Origin of the sequence: Brevibacillus gelatini (assembly GCF_003710935.1) — a bacterium.
Classification (GTDB): domain Bacteria; phylum Bacillota; class Bacilli; order Brevibacillales; family Brevibacillaceae; genus Brevibacillus; species Brevibacillus gelatini.
On the sequence record NZ_RHHS01000027.1, the window covers coordinates 25,085 to 42,263 of the forward strand.

The 17,179-nt window shown below is 55.5% G+C and carries 13 protein-coding genes; 6 read left to right on the top strand and 7 right to left on the bottom strand.

All coding sequences use genetic code 11. The features are described 5' to 3' along the window. Positions 1-10: 10 nt before the first annotated feature. The gene (locus tag EDM57_RS10795; RefSeq protein WP_122904773.1) at positions 11-553 is read left to right on the top strand and encodes a hypothetical protein; all 543 of its coding nucleotides are present in this window, start codon (positions 11-13) and stop codon (positions 551-553) included. A 76-nt stretch (positions 554-629) separates the two neighbouring features. Here EDM57_RS10795 and EDM57_RS10800 read toward each other — a convergent pair whose 3' ends face one another. From EDM57_RS10800 to EDM57_RS10825, 6 genes are all read right to left on the bottom strand, one after another. Next, complete coding sequence (locus EDM57_RS10800; protein ID WP_122904774.1) at positions 630-1,502, bottom strand: hypothetical protein; 873 nt, start codon at positions 1,500-1,502, stop codon at positions 630-632. 127 nt (positions 1,503-1,629) lie between these two features. Continuing rightward, entirely contained in the window at positions 1,630-2,112 is a 483-nt protein-coding gene (locus tag EDM57_RS10805) for a GNAT family N-acetyltransferase (RefSeq protein WP_122904775.1), read from the bottom strand. A 5-nt stretch (positions 2,113-2,117) separates the two neighbouring features. Then, the gene (locus EDM57_RS10810; RefSeq protein WP_122904776.1) at positions 2,118-3,428 is read right to left on the bottom strand and encodes a YheC/YheD family endospore coat-associated protein; all 1,311 of its coding nucleotides are present in this window, start codon (positions 3,426-3,428) and stop codon (positions 2,118-2,120) included. 43 nt (positions 3,429-3,471) lie between these two features. Then, the gene (locus EDM57_RS10815; protein ID WP_122904777.1) at positions 3,472-4,848 is read right to left on the bottom strand and encodes a YheC/YheD family endospore coat-associated protein; all 1,377 of its coding nucleotides are present in this window, start codon (positions 4,846-4,848) and stop codon (positions 3,472-3,474) included. Between the two features lie 2 nt (positions 4,849-4,850). Further along, positions 4,851-5,942, bottom strand: coding sequence for a YheC/YheD family endospore coat-associated protein (locus EDM57_RS10820; RefSeq protein WP_122904778.1), 1,092 nt, complete (start codon positions 5,940-5,942; stop codon positions 4,851-4,853). Positions 5,943-5,947: 5 nt separating this feature from the next. Beyond that, complete coding sequence (locus EDM57_RS10825; RefSeq protein WP_122904779.1) at positions 5,948-7,381, bottom strand: YheC/YheD family endospore coat-associated protein; 1,434 nt, start codon at positions 7,379-7,381, stop codon at positions 5,948-5,950. Between the two features lie 93 nt (positions 7,382-7,474). Here EDM57_RS10825 and EDM57_RS10830 point away from each other — a divergent pair, with 93 nt between their 5' ends. The 3 genes from EDM57_RS10830 to EDM57_RS10840 all read left to right on the top strand — a co-directional run bounded on the left by EDM57_RS10830 (position 7,475) and on the right by EDM57_RS10840 (position 11,520). Then, entirely contained in the window at positions 7,475-8,632 is a 1,158-nt protein-coding gene (locus EDM57_RS10830) for a DUF445 domain-containing protein (RefSeq protein ID WP_122904780.1), read from the top strand. A 212-nt stretch (positions 8,633-8,844) separates the two neighbouring features. Continuing rightward, on the top strand, positions 8,845-10,155 hold the full coding sequence (locus EDM57_RS10835) for a DRTGG domain-containing protein (protein ID WP_122904781.1): 1,311 nt from the start codon (positions 8,845-8,847) through the stop codon (positions 10,153-10,155). Positions 10,156-10,887: 732 nt separating this feature from the next. Further along, entirely contained in the window at positions 10,888-11,520 is a 633-nt protein-coding gene (locus EDM57_RS10840) for a DUF2087 domain-containing protein (protein WP_122904782.1), read from the top strand. Positions 11,521-11,776: 256 nt separating this feature from the next. Here the strand turns inward: EDM57_RS10840 and EDM57_RS10845 are convergent, their stop codons facing one another. After that, positions 11,777-12,088, bottom strand: coding sequence for a YtpI family protein (locus EDM57_RS10845; protein ID WP_122904783.1), 312 nt, complete (start codon positions 12,086-12,088; stop codon positions 11,777-11,779). 177 nt (positions 12,089-12,265) lie between these two features. Here EDM57_RS10845 and EDM57_RS10850 point away from each other — a divergent pair, with 177 nt between their 5' ends. Then, positions 12,266-15,694, top strand: a complete 3,429-nt coding sequence (locus EDM57_RS10850; RefSeq protein ID WP_122904784.1) for a DNA polymerase III subunit alpha — start codon at positions 12,266-12,268, stop codon at positions 15,692-15,694. 168 nt (positions 15,695-15,862) lie between these two features. Next, positions 15,863-17,107: an NADP-dependent malic enzyme gene (gene ystJ, locus EDM57_RS10855; RefSeq protein WP_122904785.1), complete on the top strand. Its 1,245-nt coding sequence runs from the start codon at positions 15,863-15,865 to the stop codon at positions 17,105-17,107. The last annotated feature ends 72 nt before the right edge of the window (positions 17,108-17,179 follow it).

Consider the following 17,179-nt stretch of genomic DNA (forward strand, 5'->3'; position numbering starts at 1 on the left):
GGAACGATACATGCGCGATGTGCCAAACAGATACAGAGGTCTTCCGTCTCGCACGCCTGAGATGCTGTACAATGTGGTTCGCAAGTTTTACCGCGGGGCTGTCAGCCACTACGACCTGATCCAGGAAAAAAAGCGGGAGGCGTACGCTTGCTGGGAGCAGATGCAGGCCAGCGGGGATGACCGACCGCTGCGAGCAGCGCTGACAACGTTGTTTTTGGAATTTCATTTTTACGTGACGTGCTGGCTGCAAATCGAGCTGGCTCTCTATCGGCTGGCCCGGCAGGATGAGCGGCTTGCACTCGTGATGGAAAAATTTCGGACCGAGCTGGAACGACATGTAGCCGTACGCGGGCAGCTGGAGCAGACAGAGGCGTGTGTCGCTGCCCAGTTTGCCGCTGCCGGCTCCGGCTGGTCTTGTCCAGGAGTCGAACAGGATGCCTACGTGTTCGACGGCTTCACTTTTACAGTGGACGAGTCGAGTCTGGCCGAGCTGCATGCCTTGTTTGCCGCGATCGAGGAACAGCGTCAGTTGTCTGCAAGTGAAAAAGCGTGACCGTCAGCAGATGGTCACGCTTTTTTTGCCTGCAGCCAAGTCAAAAGGCATGGCGAAGCCGTTGCCCGGCGACTTGTCAGTAGCTGCCAGGGAAGATGGAGCCAGTGTGCGGAGTTGTCTGGCCTGGTGTGTTCAGTTGGCGTACTTCCTGAACGTTTGTGCCCGCAAAGCCAGGTGAAAAGATCGAGTTGACACCCTGGCCGAGCGGTTGTTGATATTGCTGAACCTGTTGTTGCTGCTGGCCATATTGCGCCGGGATGCCGTAGCCGCCTTGCGGGAGCGAAGAGCCGAAGCCGCTGTTTTGGTTATGCTGGCGCACTTCCTGGACGTTTGTATGGGCAAAGCCAGGAGAGAAAATGCTGCCTGTCAGCGCTGGCGGATAAGTGGCTTGCGCATACGGCTGCATTTGGCCTGCAAAACCTTGATAGCCCCCGGAGCCAGGCTGATTTTGCTGACGCACTTCCTGCGCGTTTGTGCCCGCGAAGCCAGGAGAGAAGATCGAGCCTATGCCCACTCCGTAGCCTTGATTGGAGGAAGGCTGCTGCTGTGCATAACCGCTGGATTGATGCATGATCGCGTTGAACGCCTGGTTTGGCATATACGCTTGCTGTTGCTGCTGTTGGCCATACGCTTGTTGCTGGCCGTAGCCTTGCTGCTGCGCAGTCTGATAGCTATGGTTTTGCTGGCGCACTTCCTGGGCGTTGGTGCCTGCAAAGCCCGGCGAGAAGATCGATTGGGCGCCGCTCATTCCGCCGCCGGAAGTCATGCCGTATGTAGGAGTCCCGACGGATTGGGCATGTCCGCCATGGTTCCAGTACTGCACCTCCTGAACGTTTGTTCCGGCGAAGCCTGGCTGAAGCATTGCGCTGGCAGGGGTCATCGCTCCAAGGAATTGTGGTTGGGATTGCATTTGGTTGTTGCTGTTGTTGTTGTTGTTTGTATTGGTCATGGGTAAGACCACCTCCTGCAGAGTATTTTTACCAAGGAAGGGTAACTCATGCACGGTTTGGATGAAGCCAGAGAATTCGCATTAGTAAAGAAAGCGGCGGGAATATGGCAAAAAAACATGCCGGACATTATCCGACATGTTCCTGCAAATCGGCGGGATTCCAATGGCCGAAAGCGAGCCAGAGCGTAGGTTTTCCCGTTGGCCCGATACTCGCTTTGACAGGCTCGAAGCCCATGGTTCGAAAAAGGGCAAGACTTGCCTCATTATCGAGAGCTACGCGCACGTACAGTTTGGGCAGGCGCTGACAGATGAGGGTCGTCAGCGCTTTGCCGATTCCCCGGTTGCGGTAGCGTTTATCTACAACCAGGAAGGACTGACCCAGTCCACAACGAGAAACGGCGAACAAGCCAACGACGCGTTTCCCGTTCATGGCCAGAGCGACACTGGAATCTTTTTTGGAAAGCAGCTCAGGGGTCAGACGCGAAAACCAGTCAATCGCGTGTCTGGTGATGCGCCGATCTCCTTCCTGACGGGCAAACCTCACCAAAGTGGCCAAAGATTCAGCTAATGCCTGCGGAGGCAAGATCACGTATTTCAACGATTTTTTCATGGATATTACCCTGCTGCAGCTTCACGCCCGTTTTGCAGTCTGGACACGTACTGGGCGTAGTGGATGAGATTGGACAAAGACAAGCGCCTGATCGAAGGCTCATCGAACTTCTCCGGCTTGGCGTTCGCTTCAAAGAACCACAGACTGCCGTCTTCCGTAAGGCCGAGATCCATCGACATTTCGGCCAGGTCTTCGATCTCCACGTTCAAGGTTCTGGCGATGGCAAGCGCTGCCTGGTGAATCTTTTGTTCCATCCTTTCCGGATCAGCCTTGAACAAAGTCTGGAGAACAGAAGACAGGGAGTGGATGGAACCGCCGCGCGGGACGTGCGTGGTAATGCTTTGCGAGCCGGAGCGCCTGATGCCGACGCCGGTTACGCTCCATTCGCCGCGGCCGTTTTTCTGCACGAGTACCCGCACGTCAAAAGGCTTGCCGTTGAAGCGCGCCCTGCGTATCCCCTGCTGCATGATGTACTGCTGCTGCCGGATGTGGCTTTTCACGTGCTTCCACAGATCGTCCAGATTGGAAAAGCGCCGCGTGACGGCCTTTTGTTCCTTGAGCCGTTGAAGCCGCCAGCCATTGTTTTTGTATTCGACCCGCATGATCCCTTCTCCGGCTTTGCCGCGCACCGGCTTGAGGTAGACGAAGCGATGCTCGGTGCAAAAGCATTTGAAGCGGGCGAGCGTATCGAGCTTTTTCGTCTCCGGCAAATACATTTGCACCTCGGGGTACTTTTTCAGCATGGAAAAAAGCTCTTGCTTGTCAAAAAAGCAGCGATTGAACAAGGTGACGTTGGGCATTTCGTGGATGCGGGCCAACGTTCTTTTGACTTCGGGACGCTGCTCGGCCCTGCGGGTAGGGATGCGGTTGTAGACGACGTGCGGGAAGGGAAGAACGACTTCCTGCCACAGATTTTGCTTCTGATTGTACAAATAGCCGCGAACCTTCTTTTTCTCCCAGTTGATGCCCTGGGGCGTGAAGACGTACACAAGTGCCCCCCAACGCCTGCCGGATTGCGAGATGTCCTTGAAGTTCTCGCGATTTCCCAAAAACGCTGCGCCCTCGCCAACGGTCAGGATGCCAATCAGAGGGCCAAGCTTTAGCGAGTCGTTCATCATTTTCCAGTTAATCCGCGTTCGAAACCGCCCTGGCTGCATCGTGGGCAAGCCCGCATACACTCTTTTGTGATGCGAAAACGGACCAAGGCTTGCGAACAGTTTCTTTGGCGACCGTTTGCCGAGAGCTTGCCGTGGTAGCTGGATGAACCATTTGCCGCTGGGGAGGATGGTCAGCCACCCGGAGCGCTGCTGAAGCATGGGTGTTCCTCCTTCCTGAAAAATGGTGCTGTCTGTCTTTCGCCTAGAAATTGGCCAAATAACAACTGTAGTCGACGAGAAGCTTGCGGGACTCCTGATCGGCCTGCTTGAGCCGGGCGTGCTTGAAGATGGAGCGGCCTGGCTTGGAGTTTGCCTCGAACATCCAGACGTGGCCGTGGATGTCGATGCCCATGTCCAGTCCCAATTCGCCAAGGTCGATGCCTTTTGCCTGCTCGATTGCTTTGGCAATGCGGATGGAGGCCTCGCTGATTCGCTCAGCCATCAGCGCTTTTTGCCTTCCGTACAGCTGGAGGAGCAGTTCGTCTCCGGGAATGACGGTACCGCCCGTGCGGACGTGCGTTGTCACACTGCCGGAGCCGGCTACTTTGGCGGCCGTGCAGGACACTACCCATTCGTTTTGCTGGTTTTTGTGCAAATGAACGCGGAAATCAAACGGGCGTCCGTGGAACGTTTTGAGCGGGATGCCTTGCTGCGCCAGGTAGTTGCTTACCCTTCGGCTGCGGAACACGTGCTGGTACAGGCTGGACAGCTTGGAAAACTGCCGCTTCACGTTGCCGCTGCCGTTGTGATACGAGGCGGTATAGCCGCCGCCTGGCTGTTTGGTGACTTTCACGATGCCGTAGCCAAGGCTGCCGTTTTTCGGCTTCAAATAAACAATCGGGTATTTGCGCAGCAGATTCCGCACAGTCACAAGCGTTGGGGACGTGTACGTTTCCGGGATGTGCTCGTTGACCTCCGGATTCGGATAGAGAAGCTGGTGGACTCCCCACTTGTTGAAAAAGCCCTGGTTGAACATCGGCAAGTTCGGATAGCTGGCGAGCCTGTATTTGAATTCCCGCACTGCTTCGTGCTTTTCTGCCGAGCGGGAAGGAATCCGGTCGTAGACGACATCCGGCATGGCGGTGACGATTTTTTTCCAGAAGTAGCCGCCTGCCTTGCTCTTGCGCAAAAACCAGGCGTTGACCGTATTGGTGCTCCAGTCCACGTCGTGCGGGGAGAAAATAAAGTAAAAGACGCCTTTGCCTTCCTGTGCCTGCAGCAGCTTGTAGAAAAAAGAAGTGCGCTGGCCAATCGGCTGCCGCGGGTCCTTGCGAATGCCTGTGGTGACGATGCCGATCGCCGGACCGATTCGGAGCGCCGAATCTTCCTTCTTGAGCTGGATCAAACCGCCGTGCGGGATGCCCAGCTCGGACTGAAGCAGTGTGGTCACTTTGATAATATTGGAATCAGGATTTCGCTTGTCTTGCAGTACGGTTGCGACGACTTCCTTTTTGCCCAGCATGACTGTAATTTTTTGGCGATGGCGTAGCTGCAGCTTGGTGAAGAGATGAGCCGGCAGGATGATCCCGCTGACATGGGGATTGGAAAGGAAGCGAAGCCGCATTCTGAACGTTTCCATGCTTAGTAACCTCCTACGCGCTCTTTCATGAGATAGTGGGCGTATCGAACGGGCTGGGTTATGGAGTGGTGCTTGGCGACCGGGTCGTCAATCAAGCGAAAAACAGTCCGTCCTGGCCTGCTGTTGACCTCGATAATCCAGACATTTCCTGCCGTGTCGATGCCGACGTCGATTCCCAGCTCGACAAGTCTGCCGTGGCATTCCTCCAAAAAGCGCGGCAATTCCTGTGCGACCTGGTTGACCGTCTGCTCGATTCGCAACTTGGCGGCAGGTCTGAAATGCCGGGCCAAAAACGCGGAGAGCGGCTCTGCCTTGCCTCCCCCGTGCAGGTTGGAGGTGATGCTTCGCCTGTCGCCAAGGCGAACAGCCTTGCCTGTCGTCTCCCAGTCACCTTGCCCATTTTTTTGCACGAGCACCCTGACGTCAAAAGGGGTGCCATCCGGAGTATGCAGCTTGAGATAGGGCTGTACAAGGAATTTGCGCCCGGAGGTGAACGAGGCGACAAACGTTTTCAGCCCGGCGGTATCCCGTATCTGTTTGCGAAACGGCCGATTTTCCCGGTTCCGTCCGGTCGCCTCATAGCCGCTCTTCGTCTCCCTGATGCGCACGACACCGATTCCGTGCGTTCCCGCCATGGGCTTGATGACGACAGCTCCGTACTTTTGCAGCATGTCGTGAAAAGTGGGAAACGAAAGAATTTCGGTCGGCGGCAAAAAGGAAGACAGGAGCGGCGACTTGGACAGCATTTGGTGAACTTGCCACTTCCCGGACAGGCCGTGCCCCAAAAAGGTAATGTGGCGATCGTTTTGCAACTTTTCCACAAATGGTTTATAGTGGCGGTAAGACGGGCCTACGAAACACCGGTCATAGATCAGGGCGGGGAGCGGGAACACATCTGCTTGCCAGGATCCGTTGCGGTATTCGAAGCCTTTGACCGTTCGTGAGGAAAAGTCAACCTGACGCGGCGAGAACACAAAGACGCGAATGCCGCGCTTGCGTCCGTACAGCGTCAGCTTTTTGTAATACCCTTTGTCTACAAAATGGGAGCCTTGGCAACGGGTCATGATGCCAAGACTTCTCGCACCTGCTCTCATGTGGGTCACCTTCGCCTGTATTTCTTGCTTTTGGATCTTCCTGCTGTCGCCCTTGGTTTCGCTCTGGCTGTCCGGGGAAAGCCACTGAGGTACGATGAGTATTCCAGCAAGCGTACGACGGAAGGACGGGCGCGGCGGGGCGGGACTTCCACACCTTCAGGCAAAGGAATGGTATTGGTCGTTTTGGAAGGCTTGCTGTTCACCTCCAAAAGCCACACCTGTCCGCGGACATCCACGCCGAGATCGACGCCGAATTCTGCGTAATGGCCGGGCAGTGCTTCTTCAAGCAGGACGGACAGCTTCAGGGCCACTTCCCTTAACCTGGCTGGAGAAGGGCGAACGGAACTGGCCCAAGGTCCACATACACGCAGAGCCTGGAGGGGCGTCATCATCTGGCCGCCTCTGGATATATTCGAAACGATGCGATTCAATCCCAAACGGGCAACCATGGACGTGACGGCCCACTCGCCTGCGCGATTTTTTTGCACCAGCACGCGAAAATCAGTCGGACGGCCGTGCAAGCCGATCAACGGTAAACCTTGCTGCAGCAAATAAGGTTTGCCTTTTGTCTGTTTGTGCAAATACTGGTGCAAGCCGGTTATGCTGGAAAACGTTTTGCCAAACCCGCCTGGGCGGGCGAGATGGTACCCCTCCTGCGTTCGGCGCAGCCGGATAATCCCTCGCCCCATGCTTCCATTCGCCGGTTTTGCATAAACAGTGCGATACGTAGACAGCATCATCCGCAAGTCTTCCATGCCCGAAAAGCGAACCATGGCCGGAAGATGCTCCGCGGCGCCTGCCTGATTTTGCAGAGCGGAATGCACGTGCCACTTGTTCAGAAAACGTTCGTTGAAGAAGGGAATGTTGGCTTCCTTGCAGCGCCGCAGCCAATTCGCCATCTGCTCGCTGCGCTCCCGCTGGCGGGAGACGAGGCGGTTGTAGATACATTGGGGCAGCGGCAGCACTTTTTGGCGCCATACTCCTCCTCGCCGAACAAGACCGCGCACGATGCCGGCATCCCAGTTGACATCCTGAAGCCGGAATGCGCAGATGATTCCTCCGCGTTTGCGGCAAATATCGGCTACCTCGTTGAAAAAAGGAGACAGCGGTCCAAACGGGGATTGCGTAAACTGGGCATGGTAAGAGGATACGAGAATCCCTACATACGGCCCGAAAACAAGCGTTTGTTGGTCCGCGTCGTAGCGGAGCAGCAGAGGAACACCTGTAGGCAGGAGAAGCGACCCGGCTACGGAGGGACGGATGAGTGTCTGGCCGCTGCGATCTATGCCGCTGATGCGGGCGCGAACCGTTTTGTTTCCGAATTGGACAGTAGCTGTGGGTGAAGAAAGATTCCATTTGCGCATCTGCGCCTGGGGCAGGTAAAGGTCTACTTCCGTCTTTGGCTCGTATCCGACGACGATGGTTGGAACGTAAGACATGGCTATCCCCTTCCCATCAGGCATAAAGTTAGTCTATGGTATGAGCAGCCAAATCGATTGGTGCCATGCACAGAAGAAAGGTTGTAAGGAATTATGAATTCGTGGATAGTATTAGTGAATATTGCCGTCGGTTCTGTCATTGGCGGCGTTACGAATGAACTGGCCATCCGCATGCTTTTCCGCCCGCTCAAACCTTGGTATATCGGCCGTTGGAAGGTGCCGTTTACCCCTGGTTTGATCCCGAGAAGGCGGGATGACATCGCGATACAAATGGGCAGGTTGGTGGAAGAGCATTTGCTGACGACAGAGGGCGTCAGGCGCGCGCTCGTCCAGGGCAACCTGGAGAACACGCTGGCAGGCTGGATGAACAATCTGGCGATGAACTGGATGGCGGACGAGCGTACCTTGCGTCAGGCTTTGCTTGCCGTTGTTCCCGATCTGTTCACGGAGGACGGGGGCTGGAAGGAGGGCGTGCGCGCTCCGGTGCAGGAGAAATGGGAAGCTTTTGTCCAACAACTGCTTCGTCAATATGAAGAAACAAAGCTGCGCGAACTGCTCCCGCATGCCGGACAAGAACGCCTGGATGCCGCGTTTGCAACGGTCAGCCAACTGCTCATGGACCGTTTGCGCGGCTATCTGCACTCGCCGGAAGGGCAGCAGACCTTGCAAGGCATGGTCAGGAGCATGCTCGGTGGCGGCGGGGGCATGTTTGGCGGGCTGGTCGGCATGTTTCTCGGCGACGACAAAATCATCGGCAAAATTCTCCCGGCACTCGACGACCTTTTGCAAAGCCCGGAGCTCGCCGGACGCTTGCAGCAGTTTTTGCGCAAGGAAGCGGAGCGGCTGCTGGACAAAAACGTCGGGGAGCTGGTGGCCTGGCTTGGCCGCGAGCAGATCGACGGCTGGTCGCGGGCGCTTTTTGCCAAAATCGAGGAACAGAGCCTGCGGCTGGTCGATGAGCCGCTGTCGCGCCTGACCGCGCCCATTCAGGAGACGGTGCAAGTGAATCTGATCCCACGCCTGGCAAAATGGATGGTAGAATCGCTGCAGCAAAACGTGGAACGCATTTTTTCCCGCCTGGCGATCCGCGATATTGTGACGAGACAGGTTGAGAGCTTCCCGATTGAAAGAATCGAAGAAATGGTCGTAGGCATCTCGGGAAAAGAGTTTCGCATGATTACGATACTTGGATTTGTGTTAGGCGGGATCATCGGGCTTGTCCAGGGGCTTTTGGCAGGCTGGCTGGGATAGGAAAACTGAAAAGAAACTGTAACCGCCTTGTAATAATCCTGTAATATTCCTTGGGTATGATAAAAGCACGATGAAAACCCCCTTAATGATATACTTTCTGAACGGTAGCTTGAAAAAAGCTACCCTTTTTTTTTGCCGCGCCTTCGGGTATATTGGTCGAAGGAGCGTGCGTACATTGGAACGGATGAAGACCAGGGAGGGGGAGTTGCAATATGGCAACGAAGCATGAACAAATCTTGCAGCATATTGATCGCCTTCCGATCGGTTCAAAGATTTCTGTGCGGCAGATCGCCAAAGACCTGGATGTGAGTGAAGGTACGGCCTACCGCGCAATCAAGGAAGCGGAAACACAAGGATACGTAAGCACCATCGAACGTGTCGGCACAGTGAGAATCGAGAAGAAGCAAAAGGAAAACATAGAGCGGCTGACGTTTGCCGAGGTGGTCAACATCGTCGACGGCCATGTGCTGGGCGGACGGGAAGGGCTGCACAAGACTTTGAACAAATTCGTGATCGGCGCGATGCAGCTGGAAGCGATGATGCGCTACATTGATGCGGGCAGCCTGCTGATCGTCGGGAACCGCTATCAGGCGCACAAAATTGCCTTGCAGCAGGGCGCAGCCGTACTGATTACAGGCGGCTTCGATACGAGCGAGGAAGTCAAGCAGCTAGCGGATCGGCTGGCTTTGCCGATTATTTCGTCCAGCTACGATTCGTTTACGGTTGCCTCGATGATTAACCGGGCGATTTACGATCGCTTGATTAAAAAAGAAATCGTCATGGTGGAGGATGTGCTGAAGCCGCTGGCAGAGACGCCGGTGCTTTTGCCGAGCGATACGGTCGCCAAATGGCATCAGTACACGGAGCTTTACCAGGACACGCGCTTTCCGGTCGTCGATGAGCAAATGCGGCTCATCGGGATTGTGACTTCGAAGGATATTATCGGCCACGACCAGACGGCGACGATTGACAAGGTGATGACGAAAAATCCGATCACGACTTCTCCGCGCGTGTCTGTCGCCTCTTCGGCGCACATGATGGTGTGGGAAGGGATCGAGCTGTTGCCGGTCGTGGACAATCATCGCAAGCTGGTGGGGGTGCTGAGCCGCAACGACGTGTTGAAGGCGCTCCAGTTTACGGCGAAGCAGCCGCAAATGAGCGAAACATTCCCCAACCTGATTATGTCTCATTTCCGCGAAGAGCGTCAGGCTGACGAGCTGGTCTATGTGGGTGACGTCACCCCGCAGATGACGAATCATCTGGGGACGATTGCGAGCGGTATCATGACGACGGTGATGGTGGAAGCGGCTTGCAATTTGTTGCGTCAGCATCGTCGGGGGGATATGGTACCGGAAAATATTACGGTTTACTTTTTGAAGCCGGTGCAGATGGAGAGTAGCATTCGGGTGCAGCCGCGGCTGCTGGATATTAGCCGTCGCTTCGGGAAGGTGGATGTTTCGGTTTACCACGGCGAGCAGCTTGTTGGGCAGGCGATGATTACGGCGCAGATTGTTGATCGGTGATCGGTTATAGCTGGTAGCTGTACAGTTATTTGGGGCAGTCTCTTTTCATGAGGGGCTGTCCTTTTTATGTTTTTTAATCGGGGCCGTCGGGGGAGAGAAGAATATTTCCGGGCTAGGCTCCAGTCTCCACCCACTGAACACAAGCTATCGCTCGCGTTCAGCGGGGCCCGGTCTACGTCCTGCAGGGAAGCGGGGACTGTCCGCTCCGCAGGGTGGGACTTCGCGAGTCGCGGCGTCCGGAAATATTCTTCTCTGTGTGGCCGGCGGTAAAACTTTGTAGCAGCCACACGGATAGGTAAGGAGCTTTTGGCAGTTAAAAGTTCTGGCGTAGACAAACTAACTTCGTTTTCTCGACTACTGCTACTGAACTGTACTGAGCACTTTTCACGTCTGGAAAAAGCTTCACGAAAACCAACCGCCCCTGAGAGGAAAAAGAAGAAACAAACGAAGGATCTTTGGGACCCCTTCCAAGGCGTAATGGAAAAAGGGAAACACGCTTTTAAGCGTCCACTCTGAACATGCATCCTGAGTGGTTTCTTCTTTTTCCTCCACCACTGCAGCCCGATAGAGCGCTTTTTTGCCGTGAAAAGCCGGCCTACCACAACAGCCTCTGAGAGGAACCCAAAGAACATCACCCCACATTGACAAAACCAAACAAATTGCACTATCATCTAATTAGAAATCAATCTAATTAGATACGTATATCCACCCTAAAAAGAAAGGAACATCCTCATGCAACTGGATAAACTCGTCACCTTTTACAAAGCGTTGGGCGATCCGACGCGGGTGCGTATTCTTGCGATTTTGGCGAACGGACCTTTGCACGGGCAGGCGTTGGCTGGCAAGCTCGGCGTAACGCCGCCCACGATTACGCATCATATGGCGAAGCTGCGGGAGGCAGGGATCGTTTACGAGCGGCGGGACAAAAATACGATTTACTTTTACCTGCACGAAGCCAACATGAAGCGGCAGAGCCAAGCCATATTGAACGTGCTCGAACGGGCGAAGGTCGGCAGCGAAGAAGGGCTGTTTGCCCAAGCGGAGGAAAACAACGATCAGAGGAGGGCCCAAATGGCAGCAGAACATTTGCACGTAATCAAAAGCTTCTTCACGCCGGATGGCAAGCTGAAGCAAATCCCGTCCCAGCGCAAGAAAAAGCTGATCGTGTTCGAATACATGGTCCGGGGATTGAAGCACGGTCGCAAATACAAGGAGCAGGAGATCAACGACTACATCCGCCAGTTCCACGAAGATTACGCGACGATTCGCCGGGAATTTGTCATGAACCACTACATGTATCGGGAAGACGGCATCTACGAGCTGAACCCCGAGGAAATGTGGGCCAAGGCAGAAGATTTGCGTTAACCGGAAACCATTTCCATGCAAAAAGGGCATAAAAAAGGACAACCGTCGGCACTTCGCTCAGGTTGTCTGAAACAATAGAATGTCACACAAGCTGATTATAACGAGAACAGATTGTGTTTAGCCATGGCAAACCATTGGCAATTCAGGAAAGCGATTTCCAGCAGGTTGAAAGAGCCGCTCTTTTACACCTGCTTTTTCTTTTCCCGCAAAAAAAAGCATGCCGAACAAGCCGTTTGTTCCCATGCTTTTTTAGCGCTCAAATGCCTTTTTTCAATTCTGCCCGCCAGGCGCTGCGATAGTGCAAAAAGTTGCGGGTTCCCAAAAACAGGTTGATCGCGCCGACGATCAGCATGACGATGGCGACCACGATGCGGATCGTATCGAGCGTATCAAACGTAAACTGGTTGAGGCCGAACAGCGATACGAGAATGCCGAGGGCAATATTCATCTTGCCAAGCGTCATCCGCGATTCCAGCGGGTGGATGCCGCGTCTGCGCGCGTGGATGCTGAAATAGACGCTGGCCACGAGTGAAGCGAGAACGCCGGTCAAATAAAAGGCCGACCACATAGATGGCTTCATCCTTTCGAACAAATCTGGTATTATCCTACCAAATCAAAGCAAGAAAGGTCAAATTCCAAAAAGAACATTTGTTCTTGTTTCCCCGCATTCCCCTTACTTTCGGTATAATGATAGAGAAAGCGACGAAAACGAATCGAATCGGAAAACAGGAGAGGAAGGAAGCAGATGACCTCCTTTGTCCATTTGCACGTTCATACAGAGTACAGCCTGCTGGACGGAGCGGCGAGGATCGAGGCCCTGGTGGCGCGTGCGCAGGAGCTGGGCATGCGCGCGCTGGCGATTACCGATCACGCCAACCTGTACGGGGCTGTCCCTTTTTATAAAGCTTGCCGGGAAGCGCAGATCAAGCCGATCATCGGGATGGAGCTGTACGTGATCGAAGGCAACTTGCAGGATCGCGTGCGCAATGCGCCTGCCCCGCACCATTTGATCGTACTGGCCGAAAACGAAACGGGCTACCGCAACCTGCTCAAGCTGGCGACAGTCGCCAATACGGAAGGAAACTACATCATCCCGCGCGTGAACAAAGAAGTGCTCGCCCGTCACGCCGCAGGGCTGATAGCGCTAAGCGGCTGTCAGCACGGCGAAGTCGCGCAGCTTTTGCTCGCGGGCGAAGCGCAGGCGGCGCGGGAAGCGGCCCTGTGGCATCGGCGCGTGTTCGGCGAAGCGAATTACTTTTTGGAGCTGGCCGACCACGGTCTGGAGAGCGAGCGCAGGCTCAATGCCCGTCTGGTCAAGCTCAGCCAGGAGACAGGCATTCCGCTCGTTGCGACGAACAACGTGCACTACGTGATGCAAAACGAGCATCGCCAGCACGACATCCTGCTCGCGATCAAGGAAGGCAAAACGATCGATGAGGAAAACCGTTTTCGCTATGAAACGGACCAATACTATTTGAAAAGCGGCGAGGAGATGGCAGCAGCCTTCGCCTACGTGCCCGAGGCGCTGGAAAATACGGCCAGGATCGCAGACAGATGCAGTGTGGAGCTGTCGTTTGGCGCGCACATTTTGCCGAAATTTCCCCTGCCTGCCGGACAAGATTCGGCGCAATATTTGCGTTCGCTCTGCGAGCAAGGCTGCCGCGAGCGCTACGGGGAAATGACGCCGCAAATCCGGGAACGGCTCGACCACGAGCTGTCGATCATTACCGGAACGGGCTTCACCGACTATTTCCTGATCGTGTGGGACTTCATGCGCTACGCCCACCAGCACGGCATTCCGACCGGGCCGGGCCGGGGCTCTGCTGCGGGCAGCCTTGTCGCCTACGCGCTGAAAATTACAAACGTCGATCCGCTCCGCTTCAACCTGCTCTTTGAACGGTTTCTCAATCCCGAGCGGGTGACGATGCCGGACATTGATATTGACTTTTCCGTGGAGCGGCGCGATGAAGTGATCCGTTACGTGGCGAAAAAGTACGGTCACGACCGCGTCGCCCAGATTATCACGTTCGGGACGATGGCGGCTCGCGCGGCAGTGCGCGACGTCGGCCGGGCGCTCGGGCTGTCGCTTGGGCTCGTCGACCGCGTGGCCAAAATGATTCCGCAATCGCCGGGGATGACGATTGACCGCGCCATGCAGCTCAATCCGGAGATCGGCAAGCTGTGTGCCGAAAACAAGCAAGCCGAACTTCTGATCGCGACCGCAAAAGGCGTGGAAGGCTTGCCCCGCCACGCTTCCACCCATGCGGCGGGAGTCGTCATCTCGCGGGAGCCGCTGACCAGCTACGTGCCGCTGCAAACCGGCAGCGAAGGGCTGGCGCTCACCCAGTATCCGATGGAGATTTTGGAGGAAGTGGGCCTGCTGAAAATGGATTTTCTCGGGCTGCGCAACCTGACGATCATTCAGGAGACACTCCGCCACCTCGCGGAGCAAGGGATTGAGCTTGATCTGGAAACCATTCCGACAGACGATACGAAAACGTTCCGCATGCTGTCGCGCGGCGAGACGACAGGCGTGTTTCAGCTGGAGTCGGGCGGGATGCGCCAGGTGCTTCGCGACCTGAAGCCGACCAGCCTGGATGACATCATCGCCGTGCTCGCCCTGTACCGTCCAGGGCCGATGGAGATCATTCCGCAGTACATTGCGGCCAAGCACGGCCAGAGCAAAGTCCGGTACGCCCATCCGGTTCTGGAACCGATTTTGCGCGAGACGCACGGCTTTATGATCTACCAGGAGCAGATCATGCAGATTTCGTCCACGCTCGCTGGCTTCAGCCTGGGCGAGGCCGATATTTTGCGCCGGGCAGTCGGCAAGAAAAAACGCGAGCTATTGGCCGAGCAGCGGGAAAAATTTGTGGAAGGCTGCGTCCGCCAAGGCTACGGGGAAGAACTGGGCAACCAGGTGTACGACCTGATCGTGCGCTTCGCCGATTACGGCTTCAACAAGGCCCACTCCGTCGCCTACGCGATCATCGCCTACCAGATGGCGTACTTGAAAGCGACCTATCCGCTCGCTTTCATGGCAGCGCTTTTGTCGCTGTCCATCGGCTCGCAGACGAGGATCGCCGAGTACACGGAGGAAGCGCGCCGTCTCGGCCTGCGCGTGCTTGGCCCGGACGTCAACAAGAGCGCCGCGTACTTTACGGTAGAAGACGATGCCATCCGTTTTGGGCTTGCTGCCGTGAAAAACGTCGGCTACGGCGCGATCGAGTCCATCGTCAAGGAGCGCGCTGTCCGGCCGTATCGGGACGTATTCGATTTTTGCGCCAGAGTGGATGCGCGGCTCGTGAACAGACGGGTGGTCGAGTCGTTGACACTGTGCGGCGCGCTCGATTCGCTGCCTGGCCATCGCAGCCAGTTGCTGCTTTTGCTTGATGAAGCCGTGGGCAAGGCCAACGCAAAACGTGTGGAGCGGGACGCCAACCAGCTCAACCTGTTTGCCGGAGAGGAGCAGTCTGCCCCGCCACGGGACCCTGCGGAATACCCGGAGGTGCCGCCGCTTTCACGCGCCCAGCAGTTGAAAGAAGAGCGCGAGCTGATCGGCGTCTACATCTCGGGGCATCCGCTCGACCAGTACGCCCATGTGGCTGCCCGCCCGGAAGTGACGGCCATCTCCGCTCTCGGCGAGGTAGCCCGCGACAAAACGGTCAAGGTGTTCGGCATGATTACCGAGGAAAAGCGCATCCAGACGAAAAAAGGCGACCCGATGGCGTTCCTTACGCTGGAGGACAAGACGATGCCTGTCGAGCTGGTCGTGTTTCCGCAGGTGTTTGCCAAGTACGGACCGCTTCTGGGCAAGGAGCGCATCGTCGTGGTCGAAGCGCGGGTAGACCATCAGGAGGATACGGTGAAGCTGATCGCTTCGCGTTTTTGGGATGCCGAGACACTGCCTGCACCGACGACAGAAACGGTTCTGTTTGTCAAAATAACGGCCCGGCAGGAGCACGATTCGACACTTACGCGCCTGCAACGGCTGTTTGTCGAAAAAAAAGGAACGATTCCTGTGATTTTGTTTTACGAAGGAAAAAGACAGACAATTCGCCTTCCCGACGACATTCGGGTAGAGGTGGACGAGTCATTTTTGGAGCAAGCGCGAGAAATTGTGGGACGTGACAGCGTAATTCCGAAAGAATTGCCAATAAACAGGGGAGGATGAGGAATGTCCTCCCTTTTTCGCCGTTTTCGGCAGGTTTACAGGATAATAGTTTTTGCTATATAGTGAACTCATAACTCAATAAGTGGTCAGACCACTTAGGGCTTTTAAGCATGAAAGAGGCTGTACAAGCAATCATAGAAAGATTATCGTGAAATGGAGTGGGTTAAGATGTCTAATCTGAGAGAGGAAGCACTGGAACTTCATCGAAAAAATAAAGGGAAGCTGGAGGCGGTGACAAAGGTTCCTGTTCGCAATGCGCACGACCTGAGCTTGGCTTATTCTCCTGGCGTAGCTGAACCTTGCAAAGACATTTTCGACGACAAGTCCAAAGTTTACGATTACACGATGAAAGGCAACCTCGTTGCGGTCGTGAGCGACGGCACAGCCGTGCTCGGCCTTGGCAACATCGGCCCGGAAGCCGCCATGCCGGTTATGGAAGGGAAAGCGGTACTGTTCAAATCGTTCGCAGGCGTGGATGCGTTCCCGATCTGCCTGAACACAACCGACGTGGACAAAATCGTGGAGACAGTGAAGCTGCTTGAGCCGACCTTTGGCGGCGTGAACCTCGAAGACATCGCAGCTCCTGCATGCTTCGAGGTGGAAGAGCGTCTGAAGCGCGAGACGAACATCCCGATCTTCCACGACGACCAGCACGGTACGGCCATCGTGACGGCAGCAGGTCTGATTAACGCCCTGCGCGTGGTGGGCAAAAAGCTGGAGGACATCCGCGTGGTAGCGAACGGTGCGGGTGCGGCAGGTATCGCAATCATGAAACTTTTGATTTCCATGGGCGTAAAAGAAGTCATCATGGTCGATACAAAAGGCATCGTGTACGAAGGCCGCACCTACGGAATGAACCCGGTAAAAGAAGAAATGGCGAAAATCACCAACCGCAGCAAGCTGCAAGGTGATCTGGCAGATGCGATGAAAGGGGCAGACGTATTTATCGGCGTGTCTGTCGCAGGTGCCGTCACTCCGGAAATGGTCCGCTCCATGAACCGCGATCCGATCATCTTCGCCATGGCGAACCCGACTCCGGAGATCATGCCGGAAGAGGCAAAAGCAGCGGGTGCAGCGGTTGTCGGTACAGGCCGTTCCGATTTCCCGAACCAGGTGAACAACGTCCTCGCCTTCCCGGGCATTTTCCGCGGGGCGCTGGATACGCGCGCGACCGAGATCAACGAAGAGATGAAGCTGGCAGCCGTCTATGCCATTGCGGACCTGATCTCGCCGGAAGAACTCTCTGCTGAAAAAGTAATCCCTGCTCCGTTCGATCCGCGTGTTGCTCCAAACGTGGCAGCAGCCGTAGCCAAAGCGGCGATGGAAAGCGGCGTAGCCCGCATCACCGTTGATCCGGAAGAAGTAAAAGAAAAAACAGCCAATCTGGCAGCTATTTCCTACCAAAAAGTGTAAGGGAAGTGCAGTCAAACACCCTCCACGAGCACCTGTATCGGACGTGAATATGTGGAGGGTGCTTCACTTCAC

What these genes read in the sequence shown, in the direction of transcription:
- EDM57_RS10845 (WP_122904783.1), bottom strand. Translation starts at nt 12,088, where the DNA reads ATGTGGTCGGCCTTTTATTTGACCGGCGTTCTCGCTTCACTCGTGGCC.
- EDM57_RS10800 (WP_122904774.1), bottom strand. Translation starts at nt 1,502, where the DNA reads ATGACCAATACAAACAACAACAACAACAGCAACAACCAAATGCAATCC.
- EDM57_RS10810 (WP_122904776.1), bottom strand. Translation starts at nt 3,428, where the DNA reads ATGCTTCAGCAGCGCTCCGGGTGGCTGACCATCCTCCCCAGCGGCAAA.
- EDM57_RS10840 (WP_122904782.1), top strand. Translation starts at nt 10,888, where the DNA reads ATGCAACTGGATAAACTCGTCACCTTTTACAAAGCGTTGGGCGATCCG.
- EDM57_RS10825 (WP_122904779.1), bottom strand. Translation starts at nt 7,381, where the DNA reads ATGTCTTACGTTCCAACCATCGTCGTCGGATACGAGCCAAAGACGGAA.
- EDM57_RS10830 (WP_122904780.1), top strand. Translation starts at nt 7,475, where the DNA reads ATGAATTCGTGGATAGTATTAGTGAATATTGCCGTCGGTTCTGTCATT.
- EDM57_RS10820 (WP_122904778.1), bottom strand. Translation starts at nt 5,942, where the DNA reads ATGAGAGCAGGTGCGAGAAGTCTTGGCATCATGACCCGTTGCCAAGGC.
- EDM57_RS10805 (WP_122904775.1), bottom strand. Translation starts at nt 2,112, where the DNA reads ATGAAAAAATCGTTGAAATACGTGATCTTGCCTCCGCAGGCATTAGCT.
- EDM57_RS10795 (WP_122904773.1), top strand. Translation starts at nt 11, where the DNA reads ATGCGCGATGTGCCAAACAGATACAGAGGTCTTCCGTCTCGCACGCCT.
- EDM57_RS10850 (WP_122904784.1), top strand. Translation starts at nt 12,266, where the DNA reads ATGACCTCCTTTGTCCATTTGCACGTTCATACAGAGTACAGCCTGCTG.
- EDM57_RS10835 (WP_122904781.1), top strand. Translation starts at nt 8,845, where the DNA reads ATGGCAACGAAGCATGAACAAATCTTGCAGCATATTGATCGCCTTCCG.
- EDM57_RS10815 (WP_122904777.1), bottom strand. Translation starts at nt 4,848, where the DNA reads ATGGAAACGTTCAGAATGCGGCTTCGCTTCCTTTCCAATCCCCATGTC.
- ystJ (WP_122904785.1), top strand. Translation starts at nt 15,863, where the DNA reads ATGTCTAATCTGAGAGAGGAAGCACTGGAACTTCATCGAAAAAATAAA.